Below are 20,265 nucleotides of genomic sequence, written 5' to 3' on the forward strand. Positions count from 1 at the left end.
GTGGGCGCGGGTCCGCACAGGACCCGATCCGGGGACGCGCTGGCCAACTGGCTGGGTCCTGCGGAAGCCAGGCGGGGGCCGCGGGCCCGGCCGGGCTGTCGCCACGCTGCGGATCGTGCGGAAGCTCCTGCCCGCGCGCAGGTACTGATCCTGGATGAGGCACTGGTCGTCGCAGGGCATCCGGGCACCCGGCTGTGCTCTCGTACGGCGCGGCCGCCGAATTGGATCCCGGGCTCAGCGGATTCGACCATGACGTCGACAGTCGATCCCGAGGGGGACGAGATCAGCCGGGCGGTCAGCTCTGCCGTGGCGCGGTACCACCGGAAGATCAAGTCGAGGATCGCTTGGTCATACTCGCCTCGCCGACCGGCGTTGCGGTCTCGCAGGAAGCCCTTGGTGGTGCGGGACCCGCCATGCGGCCTAAAATCTAACGCGCTGCGGCGGTTGGTCCCGTTCTCGACGGGGGTGAGGCGTCGGTGAGGTCGGCGCCGGTGGCGGCGTCTCGCCGGGAGCGGCCGGCTCCCTGCCAGTCCAGGCACATGACGGTCGCATCGTCCTCCAGGTGACCGTGGCCGGCGTCGACGATCGCCCCGATGAGGGTGCGGGCGGCCTCGCGGGGATGCAGCCCGCGGGTGCGCACGATCAGGTCGGACAGGTCCAGGCTCTTGGCGTTGCGTTCCAGCATGCCGTCCGTCAGCATCACCAGCCTGTCGCCGGGTCGCAGGTCCAGCGACTGCACGCGGTAGGGGTGCGGGGGCTGGAAGCCGAACGGCAGATCGACCTCGGGAACGATCTGCTGCACTTTCCCGTCCCGCATCCGCAGCGGCCAGGGGTGCCCGGCGTTGATGAAGTGCGCCTCGCCGTCGAGCAGGCTGATCCGCAGCAGCTGACCGGTGACGTAGCCTCCATGGCCGTGCTCGCGCATGGCCTGGTCGGCCTGGCGGGCTTGCTCCTCAAGCCCGGCGCCCGTCCGCCGTGCCCGGCGCAGGGCGCCCACCACCAAGGTGGCCAGCAGTGCCGCGGCGACGTCGTGGCCCATGGCGTCGGTGACGGAGAGCTGCACGGTGTCCCGGTCGATCACGTAGTCGAAGATGTCACCCCCGACGTGGCCGGCCGGCTCCAGCGCCCCGGCCACCGCGAACTGCGCCGCCTCGCACGCCAGCGACACCGGGAGCAGCCGGTGCTGGATCTCCGCGGCCAGGCTCAGCGGGACAGTGCGCCGGCCCCACTGGTACACGTCGGTGAAGGACCGGTTCGCGATGACGATGTAGGCCAGCGCGTGCGCCGTCTCACCGATCTCACGCATCGTCTCCGCATCCGGCGCCGTCGGCAAGAACAGCTCCAGGACGCCGATGGCGTCCCCACGGTTGGTCACCGGAGCGAGGATCCGCACCAGCGCGTCCTCACCCTTGTCCTCAACACCCGGCCGCTGGCTACGGATCACCTCGTCGTACAGGGTGCCCCGCAGCGGGATACGCCGGGCCGGCTCACCGGTCTCGACACTGCCCGCGGCGCCCAGCCGTACGACCGAGCTGCCGTTGAAGTCGGTGATCAGGAACGACACCGACGCCGCCCCCAGGCGCTCCTTGAGCATGCGGGCGACCACATCGAGCGACTCCACGGGCGCCGCGGCCTCCGCCGCCTCCAATGCCACCGCCAGCGTCAACGCCCCGCCCGCACGATTCCCGTCTGACCCCCATGCGGTCACGGCGCCTCCTCACTCCTCGACTCGATGCCGCTCAAAGGACTCGCGTCCCGGACACACGGGTGCCGGTGCCCAGTCCGGCGCCGAACGAGTCATAAGGCACCGCGTGTCCCAGCCCGCGCCCGGGTACCCAGCCGCCCGGCCGCCACCACTATCGGACCGTGTGCGGTCAGGTGCGGCCCCGGGCGCCCTGCGCTGCCGCATGTGCCTCATGCGGCAGCCAGAAGGACGGCACTGTAGTGCGCGGTGATGGCGGTGATGCTCCCTGCTGCCGCGATGGCGGTTCGGGCCTGCTCGTGGGTCAGACGGTTGTGGGGGCCCCGAGCAGCATGGAAGCCTGTTGGAGCGGGCTGGGTGTGTGCGTGGGTGCAGTGGCTCGGGAGTGGTCGCGGCAGGTGAAGCCGAGCTGGGCCATGGCCCGCAGGACTTCGCCGGCGCTGAAGTCGCGGCGGTCCTGGCGTGTGAGGACCTGTCCGACCTGTTTGACGGGGTAGGTGCGACGGCCGATGATCACGGACGCTCCGAGGACTTCCTCGGGTTTGACCCCCTTCATCGATTCCAGGACGCCGCTCTTGGTGAGGTCGAAGGGGAAGCGGGCGATGACGCAGCGCATGATGCCTCACAGGGAGAGGAACGAGGGGGTGGTTTTGCCGCGGTCGAGGCGGTTCAGCGGGCCGGGGAGAGGACGCCCAGGGCGTTGCCGTGTTCGTCGACCACGGGCAGGGCACCGAGGCGGCGGTAGCGCATCGTGTGCGCGGCTTCGGCCATGGTGGTCACGGGTGAGGCGAAGGGCCCCGGGTCGACGAGGATGTCCCGCAGCTGGACCCGGTCCGTGTAGAGGGGGCTGTCGCGGACCGCGGTGAGCTGGGTCTGGGTGAGGAGTCCGGTGCACACGCCGTCGTTGTCGCAGACGAGCAGGTGTGCGGTGCGGGCGCTCGTCATGACGGACAGGGCCACCTCGACGGTCATGTCGTCGCAGACCTGCGGTCCGGCGGCTTCCATGGCGTCGGCCACCGTCTTGGGTAGGGGGGCGGTGCCCGTCGGGCGGGGCTGCATCTGGACCATCGTCACTACGTGCCTCCTGCAGAGGTGGGCCGGTTTCCTGAGCCTGGACACGAAGTCCTTACGCCGCCGCGTCGACCGAGGACTGCCGGGTCCTGCGCCGGGCGGCCGAGGCGGGGCTGCGCCGGCCGCGTGAGGACGAGGTGCTGCGCCGACGGCGCTCGGCGGCCGGCGCGGTGATCGTCACGGGGATGCCGGAGGGGTCCTGGGCGCCGGTGATCTGGCTGAGTGTCTCTTCACCGGAGCGGACCTGGGTGGTCTGGGGCATGATGCCGGCGGCGGTCATGAGGCGGCTCATGTCGCGGCGCTGGTTGGGGGTGACCAGGGTGACGACCCTGCCGGACTCGCCGGCGCGTGCGGTGCGGCCGCCGCGGTGCAGGTAGTCCTTGTGGTCGGTCGGCGGGTCGACGTTGACGACCAGGTCGAGGTTGTCGACGTGGATGCCGCGGGCGGCGACGTTCGTGGCCACGAGCACGGTGACGTGTCCGGTCTTGAACTGGGTCAGGGTGCGGGTGCGCTGCGGCTGTGACTTGCCGCCGTGCAGGGCGGCGGCCCGTACTCCGCTGTTGAGCAGGTCCTGCGTCAGCCGGTCGACGGCGTGCTTGGTGTCCAGGAACATGATCACCCGGCCCTCGCGCGCCGCGATCTGCGTCGTCGTGCGGTGCTTGTCCGCGCCGTGGACGTGCAGCACGTGGTGCTCCATCGTGCTGACCGCACCGGCGGAGGGGTCGACGGAGTGGACGACCGGGTCGGTGAGGTAGCGGCGGACCAGGCGGTCGACGTTGCGGTCCAGGGTGGCGGAGAACAGCATCCGCTGTCCCTCGGGGCGGACCTGGTCCAGGAGCGCGGTGACCTGGGGCATGAAGCCCATGTCGGCCATCTGGTCCGCCTCGTCCAGGACGGTGATCGCGACCTGGTTCAGCCGGCAGTCACCGCGGTCGATGAGGTCCTTGAGCCGGCCCGGCGTCGCGACGACGACCTCGGCGCCGCTGCGCAGCGCGTTGGCCTGCCGGCCGATCGACATCCCTCCCACGACCGTGGCCAGCCGCAGCTGCACCGAGCGGGCGTAGGGGGTGAGCGCGTCGGTCACCTGCTGGGCCAGCTCACGCGTCGGCACGAGGATCAGGGCCAGCGGCTGGCGGGGTTCGGCGCGCTGTCCGGCGGTGCGGGCCAGCAGGGCCAGGCCGAAGGCGAGGGTCTTGCCGGAGCCGGTGCGTCCGCGTCCCAGGGCGTCGCGGCCCGCGAGGGTGTTGGGCAGGGTCGCGCCCTGGATCGGGAAGGGGACGCTCACGCCTTGCGCGGTCAGCGCGGCCAGCAGCTGCTGGGGCATGTCGAGGTCGGCGAACGCCTCGACCGCGGCCAGCGCGGGAGTGATCGTCTTGGGCAGGGCGAACTCGCCCTGGACCGCTGCGGGCCGCCGGCCGTGGCCGCCCGAACGGCTCGGCCCCCCTGAACGGTTCGGGGCGGACGATCCGAAACGGCTGCTCCGCTTCGAACCGGCGCCGAAAGCGGGGCCCTCGCTGCGGTCGCGGCGGGAGGAACGGTCATTGGCATGTGCGGATTTCATTGAAAACCTTCCTTGATACGGCACGTATCAAGGAATTCCCGCAGCAGAAGCAGCGCGGGTAGTCACAAGAACGGACCGAATGGGATGCGAAAAAGAGTTTGAAGTGCAGTAGATCTGGTGCGGGCTGCATCGACGGAATTCCTGACGCCATACGGGCGTGAAATCCCGGACGCCTACCGGCTGCCCCTTGGACGAGGCGCGCGCCCCTGACCGAGAAACTGCGGGCGCTCCTCGTCCCGCGGGTCGCACCACTGCGGGAAATATCCGCAGCTGGGGCCCGCACCCCGAGGGATGCGGGCCCCAGCTACGAAGTGCGCGTCGGCGTCAGGCCAGGACGATGTTCTCGGCCGTCGGGCCCTTCTGGCCCGCCGCGATGTCGAAGGTGACCTTCTGGCCTTCGAGCAGCTCGCGGAAGCCCTGGGCGGCGATGTTCGAGAAGTGGGCGAACACGTCGGCGCCCCCGCCGTCCTGCTCGATGAAACCGAAACCCTTGGCCGCGTTGAACCACTTCACAGTGCCTGACGCCATGTCATATCTCCTCTTGGGCAGTACGCCGGGACCCGTGGTGCACGGATACCGGGTCGCCGCGATGATGCCCCGTCCGGAAAACGACCGGCCATACGAAAACGCCGCCGACGGCTGAAAACACCGGCGAGGACGCCTGAAGTCCTGGGAACCACAACTGCAACTGAGATCGACAGTAGCACGAGATGACGGGCCGAGTACGCTAAATGGCTCCGCCCTGCCGATTGCGGCAAAAACACTTTCCGTGCGATGTGCCAAACCCTCACCTCGCGGCCATAGATATTGACCCGCCCGAAGCACAGCGTTCCAGGAACAGTGATCGCCGTTAAGCGCTCAAAAGAGCGCGTATTCCGGTGGAAATTTCCTGCCCGGCGTGGGCCCCGGCGGCCCGTACGCCGGTCTCGCCACGGATCAGGACCGCTGGTGGGACAGGCAGCCCGGCAGACGTGCGGTGATGTGGCGGGACGGTCAGCAGGTGGCCAGGGAGATGGCGATGCGGTGCGCGGCGAAGGCCGCCACGGTCAACGCGTGGAACACCTCGTGGAAGCCGAACCAGCGGGGTGAGGGGTCGGGGCGCTGGAGGGCGTAGACGACCGCGCCCGCGCTGTAGAGGAGACCGCCGGCCACGATCAGGACGACCACGGCCGCTCCGCCGGTGTGCAGGAAGTCGGACAGGTGGCGCACCGGCGCCCAGCCCGGGGCCAGGTAGCACGGGGTGTACAGCCAGCGCGGGGCTCCGACCCACAGGACCCGGAACGCGATGCCTGCCAACGCGCCCGTCCACACGATCCACAGCAGCACGGATCGCCGGTCCGGCGCCAGGAGGAGTACGCCCAGGGGGGTGCAGGTGCCGGCGATGATCAGGAAGATGTCGGCGTGGTCGAGACGTCGCAGAAGAGCCTCGCCGAGCGGCCCTCAGGTGCCGCGGTGGTAGATGGCGCTTGTTGCGAACAGCAGCCAGGCGGTGACCGCGTACACGGCGCGGGCCAAGGCCGCCTGCGGGGTAGGAGCCAGGCGGACGGACGCCGGTGCGGCTCCCAGGTCCCGCCAATTGGGTCGCCCCAAGCCGAGTAGCGCCGCCGATCCTGGGGAACGATCAGGGCTTCCGAACGGGCATCTCCGCTCGCCTACCCGCAAGGATCGCCGATGCTTCCTGAGGTCCGCCCCCACGTGTCCGCCCCGCTCGCCAACCAGTTGGAACACCAACTGGGCCTCGTTTCCGACCTCGGAGCCCGGCATCTCGATGTGGAGCGTGTCGCCGGCATCGCGGTCGTCGCAGCTGCCCATTCCGGCGGCTACGCGTCCATCGGCCATCTCCTCGGGCTGCTGGCCGCGCTCCCTGCCCCCACCGAGGCAGGCGAACGCTTCTGGTCGAACCTGTGGAGGTCCTCGGGCACCGCCTACCTGCTACCCGCCAACATCAAGGCCGAGGTGCTGCAAGCCCTGACAGGCGAAGGAACCGCCCTGGCCCGCCAGATCCTCTCGGCTGTCGATGAGATGACCCCGCCCCAACGCATCGCGGCCGGGGAGGTGATCGGTCAAGCGCTCGTCGAGTCCGACTATCTCCCCGACCTCAAGACGCAGGTCATCGGAGAACTGTGGCTCCGCGATCTCGAACTCACCGCCTGGCACGTCCTGCACGCAGACCGCAGGTCGGACGATCCTGCTGGACGGAAAGCCTTCCTCGAAGCCTGGACGAGCGTCTGAACGTCTGCTCCTCCAGACCGCACGACAGTCGCACCGGGCATGCAACGCCCCAGCCGCCACGCGGCCCGCAGCCCGGCCTCGTATCCATGCTCCTCCGGCCCGGTGCCCGTGTCCCGAGCCACACCCTGGTCGCCGGTGACCAGCACGCCGACGACCAGGACCGCAGCGTCGTCGCTTCCAGTCTCGGCGACGGTTGAACGCTCTCGGTCGACGTTGACATCCAGGAACTCTCAGCCGAGGCGGCGCCGTCCCCAGCTGCACCTCGGGTCGCGCAGCCATGGCCGCGCGACCCGATCCTGTCCAAGGCAGGCCCTCTCCCCACTCGCGAGAGGGGGCCCACTGTCCGGCCGACAGCACCCTCCGCCTGGGCGACGGCAGCTACCGGACGCAGTCATGTCTCAAGCCGTCCAGCCGATGTACGCCTCCCGCAACATGCGCGAGGCGGAGATGGCCGCCTGGTTCCAGCAGCACAGCAGCACGCCCGCGCCGAAGACGCGGGCGAAGGGGGAACTTCCGAACCATGACAGCTGACGCGGGCGCTGCACGCCCGTACCCCTGTCACCCGAGGCAAGGACCACGCACTGCCTCAGGCCGCGGGTGCTTTGGACGCTTCGGCGGCGCGGCGGTGTTCGGCGTTGGTGCGCTGGGCTTCTTCGAGCTGGTCTTCGAGGATGATGATGCGGCAGGCGGCCTCGATGGGAGTGCCGTGGTCCACGAGTTCGCGGGCGCGTGCGGCGATGCGCAGCTGGTAGCGGGAGTAGCGGCGGTGTCCGCCTGCGGAGCGCAGCGGGGTGATGAGGCGGGCTTCGCCGACGGCGCGGAGGAAGCTCTGGGTGGTGCCGAGCATCTCGGCGGCCCGGCCCATGGTGTAGGCGGGGTAGTCGTCGTCGTCGAGACGGCCGAAGGAATCGTCTGCTGTCATTGCACCTCTCTGTGGAACGCGTGGAGGGGCCCTGGTGCCGTACCGGCACCAGGGCCCCGAAGGAACTGCTACACCATCTGCCGGCCCCAGTAATGCGCCGGCCTTCTGTTTCCGCGTGCCCGGCCTGAAGGCTGCCGGGAGTGCGAGGATCGCGGATGCGTGACCGGAGACCACCTCACTATCGATGTCCTGCGGTACCCGGACCTGCTACTCGTCCGGGCGATCCTGATGGCGCTCGGCTCCTCCGTTCTTCCCTCTGATCCATCACTTGCCAAACCGGTACTGCGGTACTGCTGGTGGCCTGGAACAGCGCCACTCTTCGGCAGCCAGCCCCGTCGCCCGTCCTGCATCTGCTCTGGCTCAGAACCCCACTGCCGAACCTCCCGGTACGCGCGCCCGCAGTCAGACGCCTTTACCGGGGTACCACTCGAAAACTGCACTGCGGGTACTGCGGTCCTGCTCATGGCGGCCCCTGATCACTGCGGGCCACCCGGTCCGGCCGTCAGCCCCGTCGCCGTCCTGCAACAACCCTGGCTTCGGAACTCCACCGCCGCACCGTCCTGCGCACTGCAACTTCGTACTACTGCCCGGCAGTTCATCCCTGCCGGGCCTCTCCTGATCTCGACTACGAGAGAAACCATAACCGGCCCATCGCCCAATGTCTACTCCAGCCAACACAGATTTTCGCGGGTCTGGCCGCGAGGTAGCTGGCCCTGTTCTCGTATGACTACGGCGAACGGACATGTAGCGCCGTGTGCCGCCCGGAGCTGGATCCGGCGCGAGAGGCGGCGGTGCAGCGGTGGGCTATAGCGCCAGTTCCGCTTCGAGGTCGACCTGTCAGGCTTCTGTCACCTGCCGGCCCGCCAGGTGGCGCGGCGACCGGCTGCCCTGCCGACCCAGGCCAGCCCCGCTCGCGAGCACGGGTGATCATGACGCAGCAGGTCGCGCAGAGGGCCGCCGCGGTGGAACCGGCTGCGGCTTCGGTCTCGGTGTCGGGAATGACGACGGTGCCGAAGCCGAGGCCCATGGCGCCGATGAGAAGGACAGCGGGCGTCGCGTTGCATGCGTGCTCTGCCTCTTTCCGGCCCACCCGAGGTCGGTGGTGGGTCCCGGCGGCCGGGGCGGTCGCCACATCCCGGACGCCGGTTGCCCCTGAGCGAAGGCCAGGGCCGAGCTTCAAGGAGGGCACCGGCAATCCCACCGAGCCGGGGTGCGGCACGGAGGCGGGCCGGCCCGGGACGGCATCGGCCACAGCGGCCCCCTTCCGCCGCGCGCGCTCCCCCGCCGCCTCCGGCCGGACGTGAGCAGGTCCATGGTTCCGAGTACGCAGTCGCCGGAGCACAGCGGACCGCCGTGCCGGTGCGCCCCGTTCCACCAAGTGTCGATATCTCGACATCGGGTACAAGCGGGGCCATGCCGACGCCCGTATCCCCCACCGTTGATTTCGAGGCCGCGTTCTTCGGCTCGCCCGCCCCCATGGTGATCCTGCACACCGACCTGCGGATCCAGCACGTGAATCACGCCTACGCGCACGCCACACGGCGGGAACGGGACGAGCTGACAGGCCGGCACATGTTCGAGGCCTTCCCGGACAACCCGCACGACCCCCATGCGGACGGCGTGGCGAGACTCGGTGCGTCGCTGCGGCGCGTCATGCACGACCGCGCGCCCGACACCATGCGCGTCCAGAAGTACGACATACCGTGGAAAACTTCTTCCACCGGCTTCACGGAGAAGTTCTGGAGCCCGGTCAACAGCCCGCTCCTCGACTCCGAGGGCGTCCTCGTGGGAGTCGTGCACCACGTGGAGGACGTGACCGACGTCCACTTGGAGCTGCGGCGGATCCGCCGGGCCTACGAACGCACCGAAACGCCCACCGCCCACGACGCCGAAGCGCAGAGCCGATTCGTCCGCTACCTCGCCCACGCCGACGAGGAGCGCGACCGGCTGGAACACCTGGAGGACGAGGTCGGCCAGCTGCGCCAGGCACTCACGTCGCGCGCAGTGATCGACCAGGCCATCGGTATCGTTCAGGCCGAGCGCCGCTGCGCTCCGGACGACGCTTTCCAGATCCTGGTCAGGATCTCCCAGCGCACCAATGTCAAACTCCGCGAGATCGCGGCCTCACTCGTGCACCACGCAGCCGCCGGGGATTCCGCCCCGTTGCTGCCGTCGGCGTGGTGACGTCGCCGCTTGCTCCCCCACGGGCTGCGCGACCGTGAGCACGACCGGGCAGGCAGCAGCGTCCAGGGCCGCTCGAACCTCCTCGCGCAGTGCGCCACAGCGCGCCCGTCGAGCAATCTGCTCGGCGGCTGTTCGCGCCTTCATGCCGTAACCAGACCGGCCTTCCCCCACCCATGACCTGCATGGAAGTGGCTCGAACGGGGCAACCGGTCTGTCTGAGATTCGGAGGATGCCATGACCATGACGGAGCAGCCGGTCGAAACGGCGGGGGAGGACACCGCCTGCTGCGCGCGCCACGACAGCCACGGTCCGGGACCTGGTGCCGAAGTGCCCGAAACGGCACGTGAGCGGGTCAACCGCCGCTGGAACGAGATCCTGCAGGAGACACGGGTCACTCAGACGGGCGTGCAGATCCTCTTCGGGTTCCTGCTCAGTGTGGCCTTCACCCCACTGTTCCGGGAATTGGAGACGTTCGACCGCGTCGTCTACGTCATCACCGTGGTGCTCGGCGCGGCAGCCACGGGATCGCTCATAGCCCCCGTCTCCATCCACCGGTTCCTGTCCGGCCAGCGCATGAAGGACGAGGTGGTGGAGGCCGCCGGCCGCTTGATGATGTGCGGCATGGTCCTCCTCGCGCTGACCATCGGCTGCACGCTCCTGCTGATCCTTCGTGTCGTGGTTCCCGGTGTTCTCGCCGAGATACTCGTCGGCGCGGTCATGCTGTGGTTCGGCCTCTGCTGGTACGTGCTGCCGCTGCGCCTGCGCCGTCGTGCCGCTCGGCGCTCCGGCGCCGACGACGCACAGCGCACCTGAGCGCGAAGGGCCGGCCGACTCGTCCGGGAGTACCTGGACGTCCGGAAGTACCTGGATCGGAACACCGTCCCCGGCCCCGAGGTGCTCCGGCGGGCCCGCCACGAACCGCGCGGTATCGCGACCCGGACACCGTGGGAGGGCCCGCGGGCCGCCGTGGCCACCTCGCGCACCCCAACGACGGCGTCCTCCGACACCGCGTGCCCGCTTCGGCACCACCGCCCGGGGGAGAAGACCCGTCCGACTGCCCGTGTCCGTCAGGTGGGCGTCCCAAGGCAGTGACGCGGACCGGCCGGTGCGAGGCGGCGTCCGGTGTGGGGCAAGGGGCGGGGACTTGGCCGACGCCGGTCGGTTCCCCCGGTCATACGGTGCTCGTGGACCTGCCCGGTGTCACTGTCCCGGACTCCTCGGGACTCACCTGTCCGATCGCCGCCCACCGCACCGTCCGGAGCGCCGGTCCCCGCCCCGCACCGATCGCACCCGGTCGGTCCGCGCGGTACAACGCGTTCGGGTGGATCTGCCGGCCGTGGGCGGCGGGGGTGGTCGGTGCCCACGGAACGCTCCTGTCCTGCCGGGCCGCGGTTCAGGGGATCAGCTCGTCCTGGTGTCCGCCGCGCCATTCGGTGAGCACGACGGTGGCGTCGTCGTCGAGTTTCCCGCCGTGGTGATCCATGACGGCCGCCATCAGCCGTCGCAGGGTTTCGTGCAGGGTGTGCCGACCGGAGTGATGGCGCCGGACGAAGTCGACGAACCGGTCCCGGCCGAACTGCCTGCCCCGGGTGTCGCGGGCCTCGACCACACCGTCGGTGTACAGCAGCAGGCGGTCGCCGGGCTCCAGCTGCTCGGCGCACTCGGTCACCGGCAGGCCCAGCCCCGTGCCCATGGGGCCGGCCGGCGGGCAGGCCAACTCGGTCGTCCACCGGTTCCCGCGGATCAGAATCGGAAGATGGTGACCACGGTTGACCCAGGTCAACCGCCCGGTGTCCATGTCGAGGTCGGCCAGGATGCCGGTGACGTAGCGGCTGGCGCCGAACTGATCCAACAGCGTCCGTTCGACCCACTCGCTGGTCTCGGTCAGTGCCGTGCCGTGGCGGCGGGCATTGCGGCAGGCTGCCACAGCGACGTTCGCCGTGATCCCGGCAGTGGTGTCGTGGCCCATGGCGTCGAAGACACTCACGTGGAGCACGCTGCCGGCCACGGCGTAGTCGAAGGCGTCGCCGCCGACCTGATAGGCGGGTTCCATGACCGCGCCGACCGTCGCGTCGTGTCCGGCGTACGCGGGCGGAGGGGTGAGATTCCACTGCATCTCCGCCGCCACGTTCATCGGCTCGGTGCGCGCCAGGCGCGCGAAGGAATCGCTGAAGGACCGCTTGCTGAGCAGGAGCAGGGCCGTCATCGACGCCAGATCGCGTACGGCTTGGCGGGTCGCCTCGTCATCGGTGTCGGTGTCGGTCCGCAGCACGCCCAGGCGCTCCACGCCGTCGGTGACGGCGACCCACCACCGTCGCCGGCCGTCCGGCGCGTTGTCCGTCGCCGACTCGGCGAGCAGATCCACACGCTGGTACGCCTGACCGGGCAGGCTTCCCTGGACGGTGAACTCCTGCCCATCGGCCCCGGCGTCCGGGCCCTTGCCCGTGAGCCTGCGCAGCACCCTCTCGCGGATGTCGACCACGAAGACGGCCGTGTCGTACGCCCCGGTACCGGCGGCGTATTCGGCGATGAGGTCCGGCAGTTGCTCGAACGTGGCGATGTGACTGGTCTGCATCAGCCGTACCAGAGCCAACGCCGCCACACCCCTGTCAACCACGGCCGACACCCGGCTGGGGGCGACCGTCCGGGACAGGCAGGCCCAGGACGAACGAGGGCTTGTGCCTCCGGCGTGGATTCTCCTCACCTCCGTCGGCCCGGGCCGTGCGCATGCGACCCGGCGGCGCCTCACACCCGGGCAGACCTCCCGGCAGCGTGGGGCGGACGATCGGCATGACGGTTTCCCTCCCGCCCGGCACGTACCGGGCACCCGGTCACTGCGGGGTCTACCCGTTCTCGGACGACTGCACGCAACCCGCCAGGCGTTCCATGCGTGCGGGGCAGTCGCCCGAGATCGGAGCGCGACAAGAACACGCCCCTGCCTGTCGCCCCCGCGGCGCATTGTGCCGGGTGGTCGGGGGGTCCGCCCTGCCCGGACGACCGGGAGGGAGAGATCCGGGACCGGACGGCTTCCTGTCCCCAGGACGGACGGGGCTCGTCAGGACGTCACGGGCTCCATGGTGGCTGTGGGGCGTGAGGGGCGGGGAGCCGGGTGATCGAGCGGCGATCCGCTCAAGCCCTGTGACCGACGAGGGGGAGCCGGCCCGGCAAGCGGGACGAATGTCCTGCCCGGGCCACGGGCGAGTCGGTGCTCGCCCCGCCCTCGCCGATGCCGGTCGTCGTCCCGCCGTTTCGGCCCCGGTGTCCGGGCCACTCGGCGGTGACGGAGGGCAGCCCGGTCGTCCCGGGTGGAGCCCCGCCCGGAAGACACCCAACAGGAGGTCGAGAATGGATCACTCCCGTGTCCCTGTGCTGGAGGCGCTGCAGGAGTTCCGGCGTCGTGGTGACGTCGTGTACGGCCCTCCCGGTCACAAGCAGGGGCTGGGAGCCGATCCCCGGGTCGTCGACATCGTCGGCGAGGGGGTCTTCGCCTCGGACGTGCTCTCCCTGAACGGGCTCGACGACCGCCGTGAGTCCCAAGGGGTGCTGACGCAGGCGGAGGAGCTGATGGCCGACGCGGTCGGCGCCGAGCGGGCGTTCTTCTCCACGTGCGGCAGTTCCCTGTCGGTGAAGACCGCGATGCTGGCGGTGGCCGGGCCGGGCGAGAAGCTGCTGATCTCGCGCAACGCCCACAAGTCCGTGATCGCCGCGGTGATCGTCAACGGTGTGGAGCCCGTGTGGGTGCATCCGAAGTTCGACGCCGAGCGGCATCTGGCGCACCCACCGGAGCCGGACGACGTCCGGCGGGCGCTGCGGGCACATCCCGACGCGAAGGGGATGCTGCTGATCACGCCGACGGACTGGGGTTCCTGCGCGGACGTACGTGGTGCCGCGGAAGCCTGTCACGAACGGGACGTTCCGCTGATCGTCGACGAGGCGTGGGGCGCGCATCTGCCGTTCCACCCCGATCTGCCGTCCTGGGGCATGGACGCCGGCGCCGATCTGGTCGTCACCAGCGTCCACAAGATGGGCGGCGCGGTCGAGCAGAGTTCCGTCTTCCACCTCCAGGGCGACCGGGTATCCCCCGAAGTGCTCAAGCAGCGCGAGGACCTGCTGGGCACCACCAGTTCCTCCTCCCTGGTCTACGCCACCCTCGACGGGTGGCGCCGTCAGATGGCCGAGCAGGGACACGGCCTGCTGGACGCGGCGCTGCGCCGTGTCGCCCGCATCCGCAAGGCTGTCGCCGGCATGCCCGGACTGCGTCTGATGGGACCGGAGGTCGTCGAAGCGGGCCTGACGGCGGAGCTGGACCTGCTGAAGATCACCATCGACGTACGGGAGCTGGGCATCAGCGGCATGCAGGCCGCCGAATGGCTGCGCGCCCACTGCCACGTCGACGTCGGCTCCTCCGACACCTGCCGGATCAGCGGGCAGATCACCCACGCCGACAACGACCGCACCGAGACCCTGCTCGTCGACTCCCTGCACCGCCTCGTCGACACAGCCGACGCCATCGAGGGCCGGCCCCCCGTCCGGCTTCCCGAACCGCATGCGCTGGAGCTGGAACAGGCCGTGCTTCCCCGTGACGCCTTCTTCGCGGAAGCCGAGCACGTCCCTGCGGACAAGGCCGTCGGGCGCGTCGCTGCCGAGTTGCTCAGTCCCTACCCGCCCGGCGTGCCCGTCGTGGCCCCCGGGGAGGTCATCACCGCGGAAGTCGTCGACTATCTGAGGAGCGGCGTGGCCGCCGGGATGCTCGTCCCCGACTCCGCCGACCCCACCATCGAGACCCTGCGCGTGACAGCTCGGTGATGTCACGGCCCGCACCGCATCCGGGGTCTCGGCGCCGGGTCCGTCCCCGACGTCCTCGACACCACGGTCCACGACACCGTCTGCCGCGTCTCCCCGCCCCAGGCCCGGGAAGCGGCCCGTCGCCCGGCCCGCACCGAGGGGATCCTCGCCGGCGTCTCCGGCGGAGCCGCCCTCCACGCCGCCGCCACGATCGCGCGTCGGCCGGAGCACCGGGGTGCGCCGATCGTCGTCGTCCTGCCCGACACCGGCGAACGGTGTCCGAGCACGGGCCTGTTCTCCTGATCCCGCGTCGCCCACCCCCGGCACGGGCCCCGCGCCCGCACACACGGCATGAGCGGATCCGACGGCCGGCTGCTGCCGGGCCGCGCCCCGGTCACACACCCGAAGGGTGCTCACACGGACGCTTCCACCAGGCCGCCGGAGAGCCACCGCACCACGGACTCCGCGCTGTAGGGGCGGCCTTCGGGAGCGATCCGCCGGAGGAAGCCGAGGTCCTGGCCGATGGTGACGACGGGAGGTTCCACCACGCCGCGCGGGCGGCGCTGGCCGAGCCCGACGGCTGCCAGCAGTCCGTTGCACAGGCACTGCCGTCCCTCCGTCTGTTCGGCGGTGCCGCCCTTGCGGACGTAGGCCGCGCGAGGTTCCGCCGGACAGCGATAGGCGACGGCACCGTGCTCGGTGCGGTACGGGGTGCGCAGATAGCCGAGGTCGCAGACCCGGCGGCGCGCCGCGCTCACGCCCGGTTCGGCCAGCGTGCCCGGCAGGTCGGCGACCTTGAAGGGGAAGGCGGTCGGTGAGGCCGCGGGGTCGTTGCGCACGGTCAGCTCGGAGCGGAGCTCCCGTTCGACCAGCTCCCGCCGCAACCGCGGATCGAGGCCCGACTCCTCGCAGAGCGCGAAGACACTGCCGAGTTGGACGCCGGCCGCGCCCGCTGCCCTCGCCCGGCGGAGATGTTCCGGTCCGCACTGGCCGCCTGCGATCCAGAAGGGCAGGCCGAGGGCGGCCATCTTCGCGAAGTCGGGGGTGTCCCGGGGGCCGTAGACGGGGTCGCCCTGCTCGTCCAGCCGCATCGGTCCGCGCGGCGGCGCACTGTGCCCCCCGGCGCTGTGGCCTTCGACGACGAAGCCGTCCGGTGTGGTCTGCGCGGAACGGGTCAGGTACGACGCCAGAGCCGGCAGTGACACGATGGCCAGGACGTCGGGACGGTGCAGGGGCCCCGGCCGCGCCCCGCGCAGCACCGAGTCCGGGTCGAAGCGCAGTTGCACGGGCCGGTCGTCCCCTTCGACGTCCAGCCGTGCGGTGACGAGCCGCAGTCGGGCGAGCCGGGTCGCGATGTCCGGGATCTGCGCGGGAATGCCCGCGCCGACCAGCACATAGTCCACGCCGGCCAGGATCGCGCCGAACATGGCGGGAACCGTGGCGAGTTGGACCTTCTCCAGATAGTTGACGCCGATCGGTCCGTCGTGGTCCTCCTTGGCGAGCCACACCTCGCAGAAGTTGGCCACGACCGTCAGTCCTCGGGCCGGGCACGCCTCGTCAGCGGTCAGCCGGGGGGTGGCCGCGAACCGCTCACCGACGCCGATCCCGCCCTCGACGAAGTAGCGCTCCCGTCCGGAATCGGCGAGCTCGGGGACGGGGAAGGCGGCCAGCGCCCGCCTCAGGTGGCCGTCGGGGTCACCGCTCTGCAGTGTCCGGATCAGCAGGGTGTCCAGGGCGGTGCCGGAGACGACACCCAACTGCCCGGTACGCGCGACGGCACGGGCCAGGCACCAACCGGACACCCCCACTCCCATTCCACCTTGGATCAGCCAGGGCAGCTCGGTCGTCCGGGGTGTGCTCATGGTTCCTCGCAAGGATGGTCGCCGGGGCCGGAACCCGTACCTACGGTTCCGTAACCAGGCTTCGCGCCACCCCGCCCCGGGTCCGGTGCCACGCGCGGCAGTGTGGGAACCGTCACGCCGGCGGGCGCACGGTGACATGCCGCCCTCGGCGGGGCAGGTGTCGCCCGGCTGAACCGGGCGGTGAGGACACCCCGGTCGCCTGTCCGCACCGCCCGGTGGCGACAGGCCGGTCGGGCCGGGCGCCCGGACGGCACCGGGGTCCCGGCACCTCGTCGACGCAGTCGTCGACCGCGGTGAGCGGGCGGGTCTCCCGGACGGCCTTCGTACGGCCCGCCGCGTGGAGCCGGAAGACCTCGGCGAGGTCCTGCCGGATGGGCCGCGGCACCCGGCCGCGCCGGAGCGGGCCGGGTGTGCGGTGGTGTGCCGAGCCGTGTCAGTGGCCGGCGGCGACACCGGAGAGTTCGTTCGTGCCCTTCGGCAGGGTCACCGACGTGAGCTTCTCACCGGTCTCGATGTCGACGGCGTGGAGCCGGCGTTCGCCCGGTTCGGAGACGTACGCGGTGTGGTCGCGGACGAAGAGGGCGGGCCGGGGCTGCTGCCAGTCGAGCGGCTCCTGCCACGCGTCGACGACGGGGATCTCCTTCTCGGTCCTGCCCGTCTCGGGATCGATGACGTGCAGGGCGCCGTTCGTGCCGAGGACGAGTGCCTCGCCGTGGGGTCCGCGCCCGAGCGAGCGGAAGGAGTAGCTGGTGCCGAGGTCGACGAGGCGCAGCTTCGCCGTCTCGGTGTCGATGAGGGAGATACGGGTCGGGCGCTCGAGTTCGGCGTCCGGATCGGTCTTGTAGTCGCCCAGGAGGACCGGGGAGGCGTCGCTTCCCGCCTGGTTGCCGATGCGGCCGTAGTCGTCGGGTGCGTCGACCTTGGTGAACTCGCCGTCCTTGTAGATCAGGACGCCGTCCTCGCAGCCGACGGCGACGGCCTCGCCCTTGGCCGCGGCTTCGCCGTGGACGCCGGGGCACTTCTCGTTGCGCTTGATCTCCTTGCCGTCCTTGTCCAGGACCAGGGCACCGGTGCGCTTCTCCTCGGTGCCGAGGGTGCTGAGCAGTTCGCCGTTGCTCAGCTCGATGGCGACGCCGTGGTGCGCCTCGGCGGAGGTGTAGGTGCGCCCTCCGGGCTTCTTGCCGCCGACGAGGTCGGCGGGGTCGAGGACATTGACCTCGCCGGTGCCGTCGGTGAACAGGACCGTCTTGCCGGCGTGCCGTACGACGTGTCCGGGCTTGGCTCCCTCGTAGGTGATGTCGGTGAGCTTCTGCTCGGCGGCGTCGAGGACGCGGAAGCCGCTGTCGGTGGAAACGATGACGTGGTCGTCGTCCCCGGCGGGGTTGACGCGGTTGAAGCCGGGCAGCTCGATCGTCCCGGAGAGCTCGAGGCTTTCGCCGTCCAGGATGTAGAGGCCCCCGTCGAAGGTGGCGACCAGCGGGTCCTCGACCTCGGTGGCGGGCTTGGCGCCCGGCGTCTCCTTCACCGCCTTCGCGTCGGACGAGGCGTCGTCCCCTCCCCCGCAGGCGGTGAGGACCGCTGACATCGCCAGGGCGAGGGCCGTACCGGTGACGACTCTGCTGCGTATCGACTTGTTCACTGTGTGTGTTCCTTTCCGGCCGCGCGGGCGCGGCGTCGGTGTGTGGGGTGGAGGTCGGCCGGCCGTGCCGGCCCCGGCACGACGGCGCGGGTTCAGCCGGCGGTCAGGCCGTCGGTCATGGCGGTGGTGTTGGCACGCATCATCCGCAGGTAGGTGTCGGCGCCCTCGCCCTTGGCGGTGAGCGACTCGGAGTACAGCTCGACGACCTCGACCCGGCCGTCCAGTTCGGTGCGCAGGACCTCGGCCAGCCGCTTGGGCCGGGAGGAGTCGGCGAACACGGTGCGCACGCCGGCGTCCTCCATCGCCCGGGTGAGCGAGCGCAGGTCGGAGGAGCTGGGTGAGGCCAGGGTGGTGCCGCCGGGGATCACCGCGCCGATCACCCGGAAGCCGAAGCGGTCGGCGAGGTAGCCGAAGACGTGGTGGTTGGTGACCAGGGCGCGCTCGTCCTCGGGTATGCGGTCGAAGGATTTCTCCATCCAGGCCGTGAGGTCGGCGAGTTGCGCGTCGTAGCGTTCGGCGTTGCCCCGGACCACCGCCTCGTCCACGCCGTCCACGTGCTCGATCACCTGGTCGGCGATCAGTCCGGCGGCCTTGCGTACGCGGTCGGGGTCGGTCCAGAAGTGCGGGTCGGGCTGCCCCGCCTCCCCCTCGGGGCCTCCGTCGGTGTGTGCCCGGAAGGTGAGCGGGTCCACCGCCTCGCCGGCCTCGAAGGCGGCGACCCCGGCCTCGCGGGCGGTGTCCACGTACCGCAGTACGTTCTCCTCCAGGCCCAGTCCGTTGAAGACCACCAGGTCGGCGTTCTCCAGTTCGGCGGCCTGCACCGCCGACAGGCCGAAGGAGTGCGGGTCGGCGTTGGGCTTCATCAGGACGGTGACGTCGGCCTCGTCGCCGACGACCTCCCGGGTGATGTCGCCGAGGATGTTGGTCGTCACCACGACCTGGGGCCGGTCGTCGCCGCTCGTGCAGGCGGTGGCCGTGCTCGCGCAGACGAGGGCGAGCAGGGCCGGCAGCAGGCGGCGCAGCCGCGGAACGGTTCGCTTCGGTGTCGTCATCGTCCGGTCTCCACCATCAGCGCCGGCTTCATGTCCAGGTCGAAGGTGCGGGCGACGCGCAGGCTGTCGTTGTAGTCGATCTCGTGCACGCGGGCACCCGCCGGGTCGTTGAGGTAGGCACGGCTGCGGTCGACCTCGATCACGGGTCCGCTTCCGTCGGTGCCCGCCCGCCGCTCTCCGGTCAGGAGCCGTTCGGTGGCGGCGATCTGCTCGCCGGTGGCGATGTCGTAGCCGTGCAGTGCCCCGTCGGTCTCCAGCACCAGCAGCGGGGAGCCCTCGCCGGCGGTGTTGGCGGCGACGACGGAACCGGTCTCCACCCGGGTCCACGTGCGCTCCGTGACGTCCAGCACCCACACGGCCCGGTCGCCGGCCGGCGCCGTGAGCGTGTCGCTCCCCGCGCGGTGGCGGAAGGACGGCGCCTGTTCCCCTGCGGGCACGTCGCCGTCGTACGGGATCTTCTCGGCCGTGAAGTCTCCGTCGTCCCCGCGGATCAGCAGGGCGCCGTCGGCACAGCCGAAGACGACGCCGCGCCGGGTGACGGCATCGCCCTTCGGGTTCTCGCACGTGGCGTCCAGGGACGTCACGCGCCCGCCCTCACGGTCGTACACCGCGGCCTTCGGCGTGCCCTTCCCGTCGCCGGTGAGGGTCAGCAGGTGCTCCGCGTACGGCACCACGGCCCCGGCGTGTGTTCCGGGAAGCGTGCGGGACGAGCCGACGCGGCCCTTCCCCGGTTCGGCCCGGCGGTGGATCGTGGCCCGGCCGTCCGCATCGGTGACCGCGGTCACGGCCGCGTCGCTGCGCACCCGCGCACCCGCTCCTGCCGGGAACGTGCCGGCGTCGCGTATCTCCGCGCGGTAGTAGTGCACGTGGTCGCCGTGGTCCACCGTCCAGGCGCCGCCGTCGAGGACGCGGGTGCCGCCCGGGGTGTGGAGGTAGCCGAACCGGCCGTCCGTGGTGAGTTCCGTGGTACCGGTCGTCCGGGACACCTCGTGCGTCTTCCCGGTGATCAGGTCCACTACCCGGGTGTCTCCGGTACCCGGGTCGTTGAGCACCAGCCGGGACTGCTGCTCGGCCGCCTCCTGTGCGCCTTCGACGTAGCCGTGCGGAGTGGCGGAAGTCGTGGAACCCGCCTTCGGATCGGCCGCGTCGCCGTCCTCCCCCGCACAGCCCGCGGTGAGCAGCGCGAGGGCCACGAGCGCGGCCGGCACCCCGGCAGTGACGTTCTTTCGGACGAACAAGGACATCGCCTCAGGTC

Annotated in this window: 17 protein-coding genes and 2 pseudogenes; 6 read left to right on the forward strand and 13 right to left on the reverse strand. The window is 70.9% G+C overall.

Going from position 1 to position 20,265, the window contains the following annotated elements:
- Positions 1-427 precede the first annotated feature (427 nt).
- The 6 genes and pseudogenes from ACH4VX_RS30865 to ACH4VX_RS30890 all read right to left on the reverse strand — a co-directional run bounded on the left by ACH4VX_RS30865 (position 428) and on the right by ACH4VX_RS30890 (position 5,924).
- A complete protein-coding gene (locus tag ACH4VX_RS30865) occupies positions 428-1,666 on the reverse strand; it encodes a PP2C family protein-serine/threonine phosphatase (protein ID WP_398372100.1) in 1,239 nt (412 codons plus the stop codon).
- 340 nt (positions 1,667-2,006) lie between these two features.
- Positions 2,007-2,318, reverse strand: a complete 312-nt coding sequence (locus ACH4VX_RS30870; RefSeq protein WP_398371995.1) for an SCO5918 family protein — start codon at positions 2,316-2,318, stop codon at positions 2,007-2,009.
- Positions 2,319-2,371: 53 nt separating this feature from the next.
- Positions 2,372-2,776, reverse strand: a complete 405-nt coding sequence (locus tag ACH4VX_RS30875) for a CBS domain-containing protein (protein WP_398371997.1) — start codon at positions 2,774-2,776, stop codon at positions 2,372-2,374.
- 52 nt (positions 2,777-2,828) lie between these two features.
- Entirely contained in the window at positions 2,829-4,334 is a 1,506-nt protein-coding gene (locus tag ACH4VX_RS30880; protein ID WP_398371999.1) for a DEAD/DEAH box helicase, read from the reverse strand.
- A 324-nt stretch (positions 4,335-4,658) separates the two neighbouring features.
- On the reverse strand, positions 4,659-4,862 hold the full coding sequence (locus tag ACH4VX_RS30885) for a cold-shock protein (protein WP_007387007.1): 204 nt from the start codon (positions 4,860-4,862) through the stop codon (positions 4,659-4,661).
- A 465-nt stretch (positions 4,863-5,327) separates the two neighbouring features.
- A pseudogene (locus tag ACH4VX_RS30890) lies at positions 5,328-5,924 on the reverse strand (hemolysin III family protein).
- An 81-nt stretch (positions 5,925-6,005) separates the two neighbouring features.
- Between ACH4VX_RS30890 and ACH4VX_RS30895 the strand changes: the two are divergent.
- Complete coding sequence (locus ACH4VX_RS30895; RefSeq protein ID WP_398372001.1) at positions 6,006-6,566, forward strand: hypothetical protein; 561 nt, start codon at positions 6,006-6,008, stop codon at positions 6,564-6,566.
- 393 nt (positions 6,567-6,959) lie between these two features.
- On the forward strand, positions 6,960-7,097 hold the full coding sequence (locus ACH4VX_RS30900; RefSeq protein WP_398372002.1) for a hypothetical protein: 138 nt from the start codon (positions 6,960-6,962) through the stop codon (positions 7,095-7,097).
- Between the two features lie 55 nt (positions 7,098-7,152).
- Here the strand turns inward: ACH4VX_RS30900 and ACH4VX_RS30905 are convergent, their stop codons facing one another.
- On the reverse strand, positions 7,153-7,488 hold the full coding sequence (locus ACH4VX_RS30905) for a MerR family transcriptional regulator (protein ID WP_398372004.1): 336 nt from the start codon (positions 7,486-7,488) through the stop codon (positions 7,153-7,155).
- 1,413 nt (positions 7,489-8,901) lie between these two features.
- Here ACH4VX_RS30905 and ACH4VX_RS30910 point away from each other — a divergent pair.
- Together ACH4VX_RS30910 and ACH4VX_RS30915 are read left to right on the forward strand one after the other, a co-directional pair.
- Complete coding sequence (locus ACH4VX_RS30910) at positions 8,902-9,672, forward strand: ANTAR domain-containing protein (RefSeq protein WP_398372006.1); 771 nt, start codon at positions 8,902-8,904, stop codon at positions 9,670-9,672.
- 234 nt (positions 9,673-9,906) lie between these two features.
- Positions 9,907-10,485 carry a DUF6328 family protein gene (locus tag ACH4VX_RS30915; protein WP_398372007.1) on the forward strand — a complete coding sequence of 193 codons (579 nt, stop codon included), beginning with the start codon at positions 9,907-9,909 and terminating at the stop codon, positions 10,483-10,485.
- A gap of 580 nt (positions 10,486-11,065) precedes the next feature.
- Here the strand turns inward: ACH4VX_RS30915 and ACH4VX_RS30920 are convergent.
- On the reverse strand, positions 11,066-12,247 hold the full coding sequence (locus ACH4VX_RS30920; RefSeq protein ID WP_398372102.1) for a PP2C family protein-serine/threonine phosphatase: 1,182 nt from the start codon (positions 12,245-12,247) through the stop codon (positions 11,066-11,068).
- Positions 12,248-13,017: 770 nt separating this feature from the next.
- Here ACH4VX_RS30920 and ACH4VX_RS30925 point away from each other — a divergent pair.
- Together ACH4VX_RS30925 and ACH4VX_RS30930 are read left to right on the forward strand one after the other, a co-directional pair.
- Positions 13,018-14,478, forward strand: coding sequence for an aminotransferase class I/II-fold pyridoxal phosphate-dependent enzyme (locus tag ACH4VX_RS30925; protein WP_398372009.1), 1,461 nt, complete (start codon positions 13,018-13,020; stop codon positions 14,476-14,478).
- A gap of 18 nt (positions 14,479-14,496) precedes the next feature.
- Positions 14,497-14,760 (forward strand): pyridoxal-phosphate dependent enzyme, encoded by a 264-nt coding sequence (locus ACH4VX_RS30930; RefSeq protein ID WP_398372103.1) that lies wholly within the window; start codon positions 14,497-14,499, stop codon positions 14,758-14,760.
- A gap of 110 nt (positions 14,761-14,870) precedes the next feature.
- Here ACH4VX_RS30930 and ACH4VX_RS30935 read toward each other — a convergent pair whose 3' ends face one another.
- The 5 genes and pseudogenes from ACH4VX_RS30935 to ACH4VX_RS30955 form a co-directional block, all read right to left on the reverse strand.
- Positions 14,871-16,319 (reverse strand): nitronate monooxygenase, encoded by a 1,449-nt coding sequence (locus tag ACH4VX_RS30935; RefSeq protein WP_398372011.1) that lies wholly within the window; start codon positions 16,317-16,319, stop codon positions 14,871-14,873.
- A 265-nt stretch (positions 16,320-16,584) separates the two neighbouring features.
- A pseudogene (locus ACH4VX_RS30940) lies at positions 16,585-16,689 on the reverse strand (zinc-dependent alcohol dehydrogenase); the annotation flags it as partial.
- A 63-nt stretch (positions 16,690-16,752) separates the two neighbouring features.
- The gene (aztD, locus tag ACH4VX_RS30945) at positions 16,753-17,958 is read right to left on the reverse strand and encodes a zinc metallochaperone AztD (protein WP_398372013.1); all 1,206 of its coding nucleotides are present in this window, start codon (positions 17,956-17,958) and stop codon (positions 16,753-16,755) included.
- A gap of 92 nt (positions 17,959-18,050) precedes the next feature.
- Entirely contained in the window at positions 18,051-19,010 is a 960-nt protein-coding gene (aztC, locus tag ACH4VX_RS30950) for a zinc ABC transporter substrate-binding protein AztC (RefSeq protein ID WP_398372015.1), read from the reverse strand.
- Positions 19,007-20,254 (reverse strand): hypothetical protein, encoded by a 1,248-nt coding sequence (locus ACH4VX_RS30955; protein ID WP_398372017.1) that lies wholly within the window; start codon positions 20,252-20,254, stop codon positions 19,007-19,009. Before ACH4VX_RS30955 ends, aztC begins: the two co-directional genes overlap by 4 nt.
- Between the last annotated feature and the right edge of the window lie 11 nt (positions 20,255-20,265).

Source organism: Streptomyces sp. NPDC020731, assembly GCF_044334705.1.
GTDB lineage: Bacteria > Actinomycetota > Actinomycetes > Streptomycetales > Streptomycetaceae > Streptomyces.

Excerpts from the sequence above, each read along its gene's own strand:
- ACH4VX_RS30870 (WP_398371995.1), bottom strand. The coding sequence starts at position 2,318 with ATGCGCTGCGTCATCGCCCGCTTCCCCTTCGACCTCACCAAGAGCGGC.
- ACH4VX_RS30905 (WP_398372004.1), bottom strand. The coding sequence starts at position 7,488 with ATGACAGCAGACGATTCCTTCGGCCGTCTCGACGACGACGACTACCCC.
- ACH4VX_RS30915 (WP_398372007.1), top strand. The coding sequence starts at position 9,907 with ATGACCATGACGGAGCAGCCGGTCGAAACGGCGGGGGAGGACACCGCC.
- ACH4VX_RS30900 (WP_398372002.1), top strand. The coding sequence starts at position 6,960 with ATGTCTCAAGCCGTCCAGCCGATGTACGCCTCCCGCAACATGCGCGAG.
- ACH4VX_RS30880 (WP_398371999.1), bottom strand. The coding sequence starts at position 4,334 with ATGAAATCCGCACATGCCAATGACCGTTCCTCCCGCCGCGACCGCAGC.
- ACH4VX_RS30955 (WP_398372017.1), bottom strand. The coding sequence starts at position 20,254 with ATGTCCTTGTTCGTCCGAAAGAACGTCACTGCCGGGGTGCCGGCCGCG.
- ACH4VX_RS30895 (WP_398372001.1), top strand. The coding sequence starts at position 6,006 with ATGCTTCCTGAGGTCCGCCCCCACGTGTCCGCCCCGCTCGCCAACCAG.
- ACH4VX_RS30885 (WP_007387007.1), bottom strand. The coding sequence starts at position 4,862 with ATGGCGTCAGGCACTGTGAAGTGGTTCAACGCGGCCAAGGGTTTCGGT.
- ACH4VX_RS30935 (WP_398372011.1), bottom strand. The coding sequence starts at position 16,319 with ATGAGCACACCCCGGACGACCGAGCTGCCCTGGCTGATCCAAGGTGGA.
- ACH4VX_RS30910 (WP_398372006.1), top strand. The coding sequence starts at position 8,902 with ATGCCGACGCCCGTATCCCCCACCGTTGATTTCGAGGCCGCGTTCTTC.
- ACH4VX_RS30925 (WP_398372009.1), top strand. The coding sequence starts at position 13,018 with ATGGATCACTCCCGTGTCCCTGTGCTGGAGGCGCTGCAGGAGTTCCGG.
- aztC (WP_398372015.1), bottom strand. The coding sequence starts at position 19,010 with ATGACGACACCGAAGCGAACCGTTCCGCGGCTGCGCCGCCTGCTGCCG.
- ACH4VX_RS30920 (WP_398372102.1), bottom strand. The coding sequence starts at position 12,247 with ATGCAGACCAGTCACATCGCCACGTTCGAGCAACTGCCGGACCTCATC.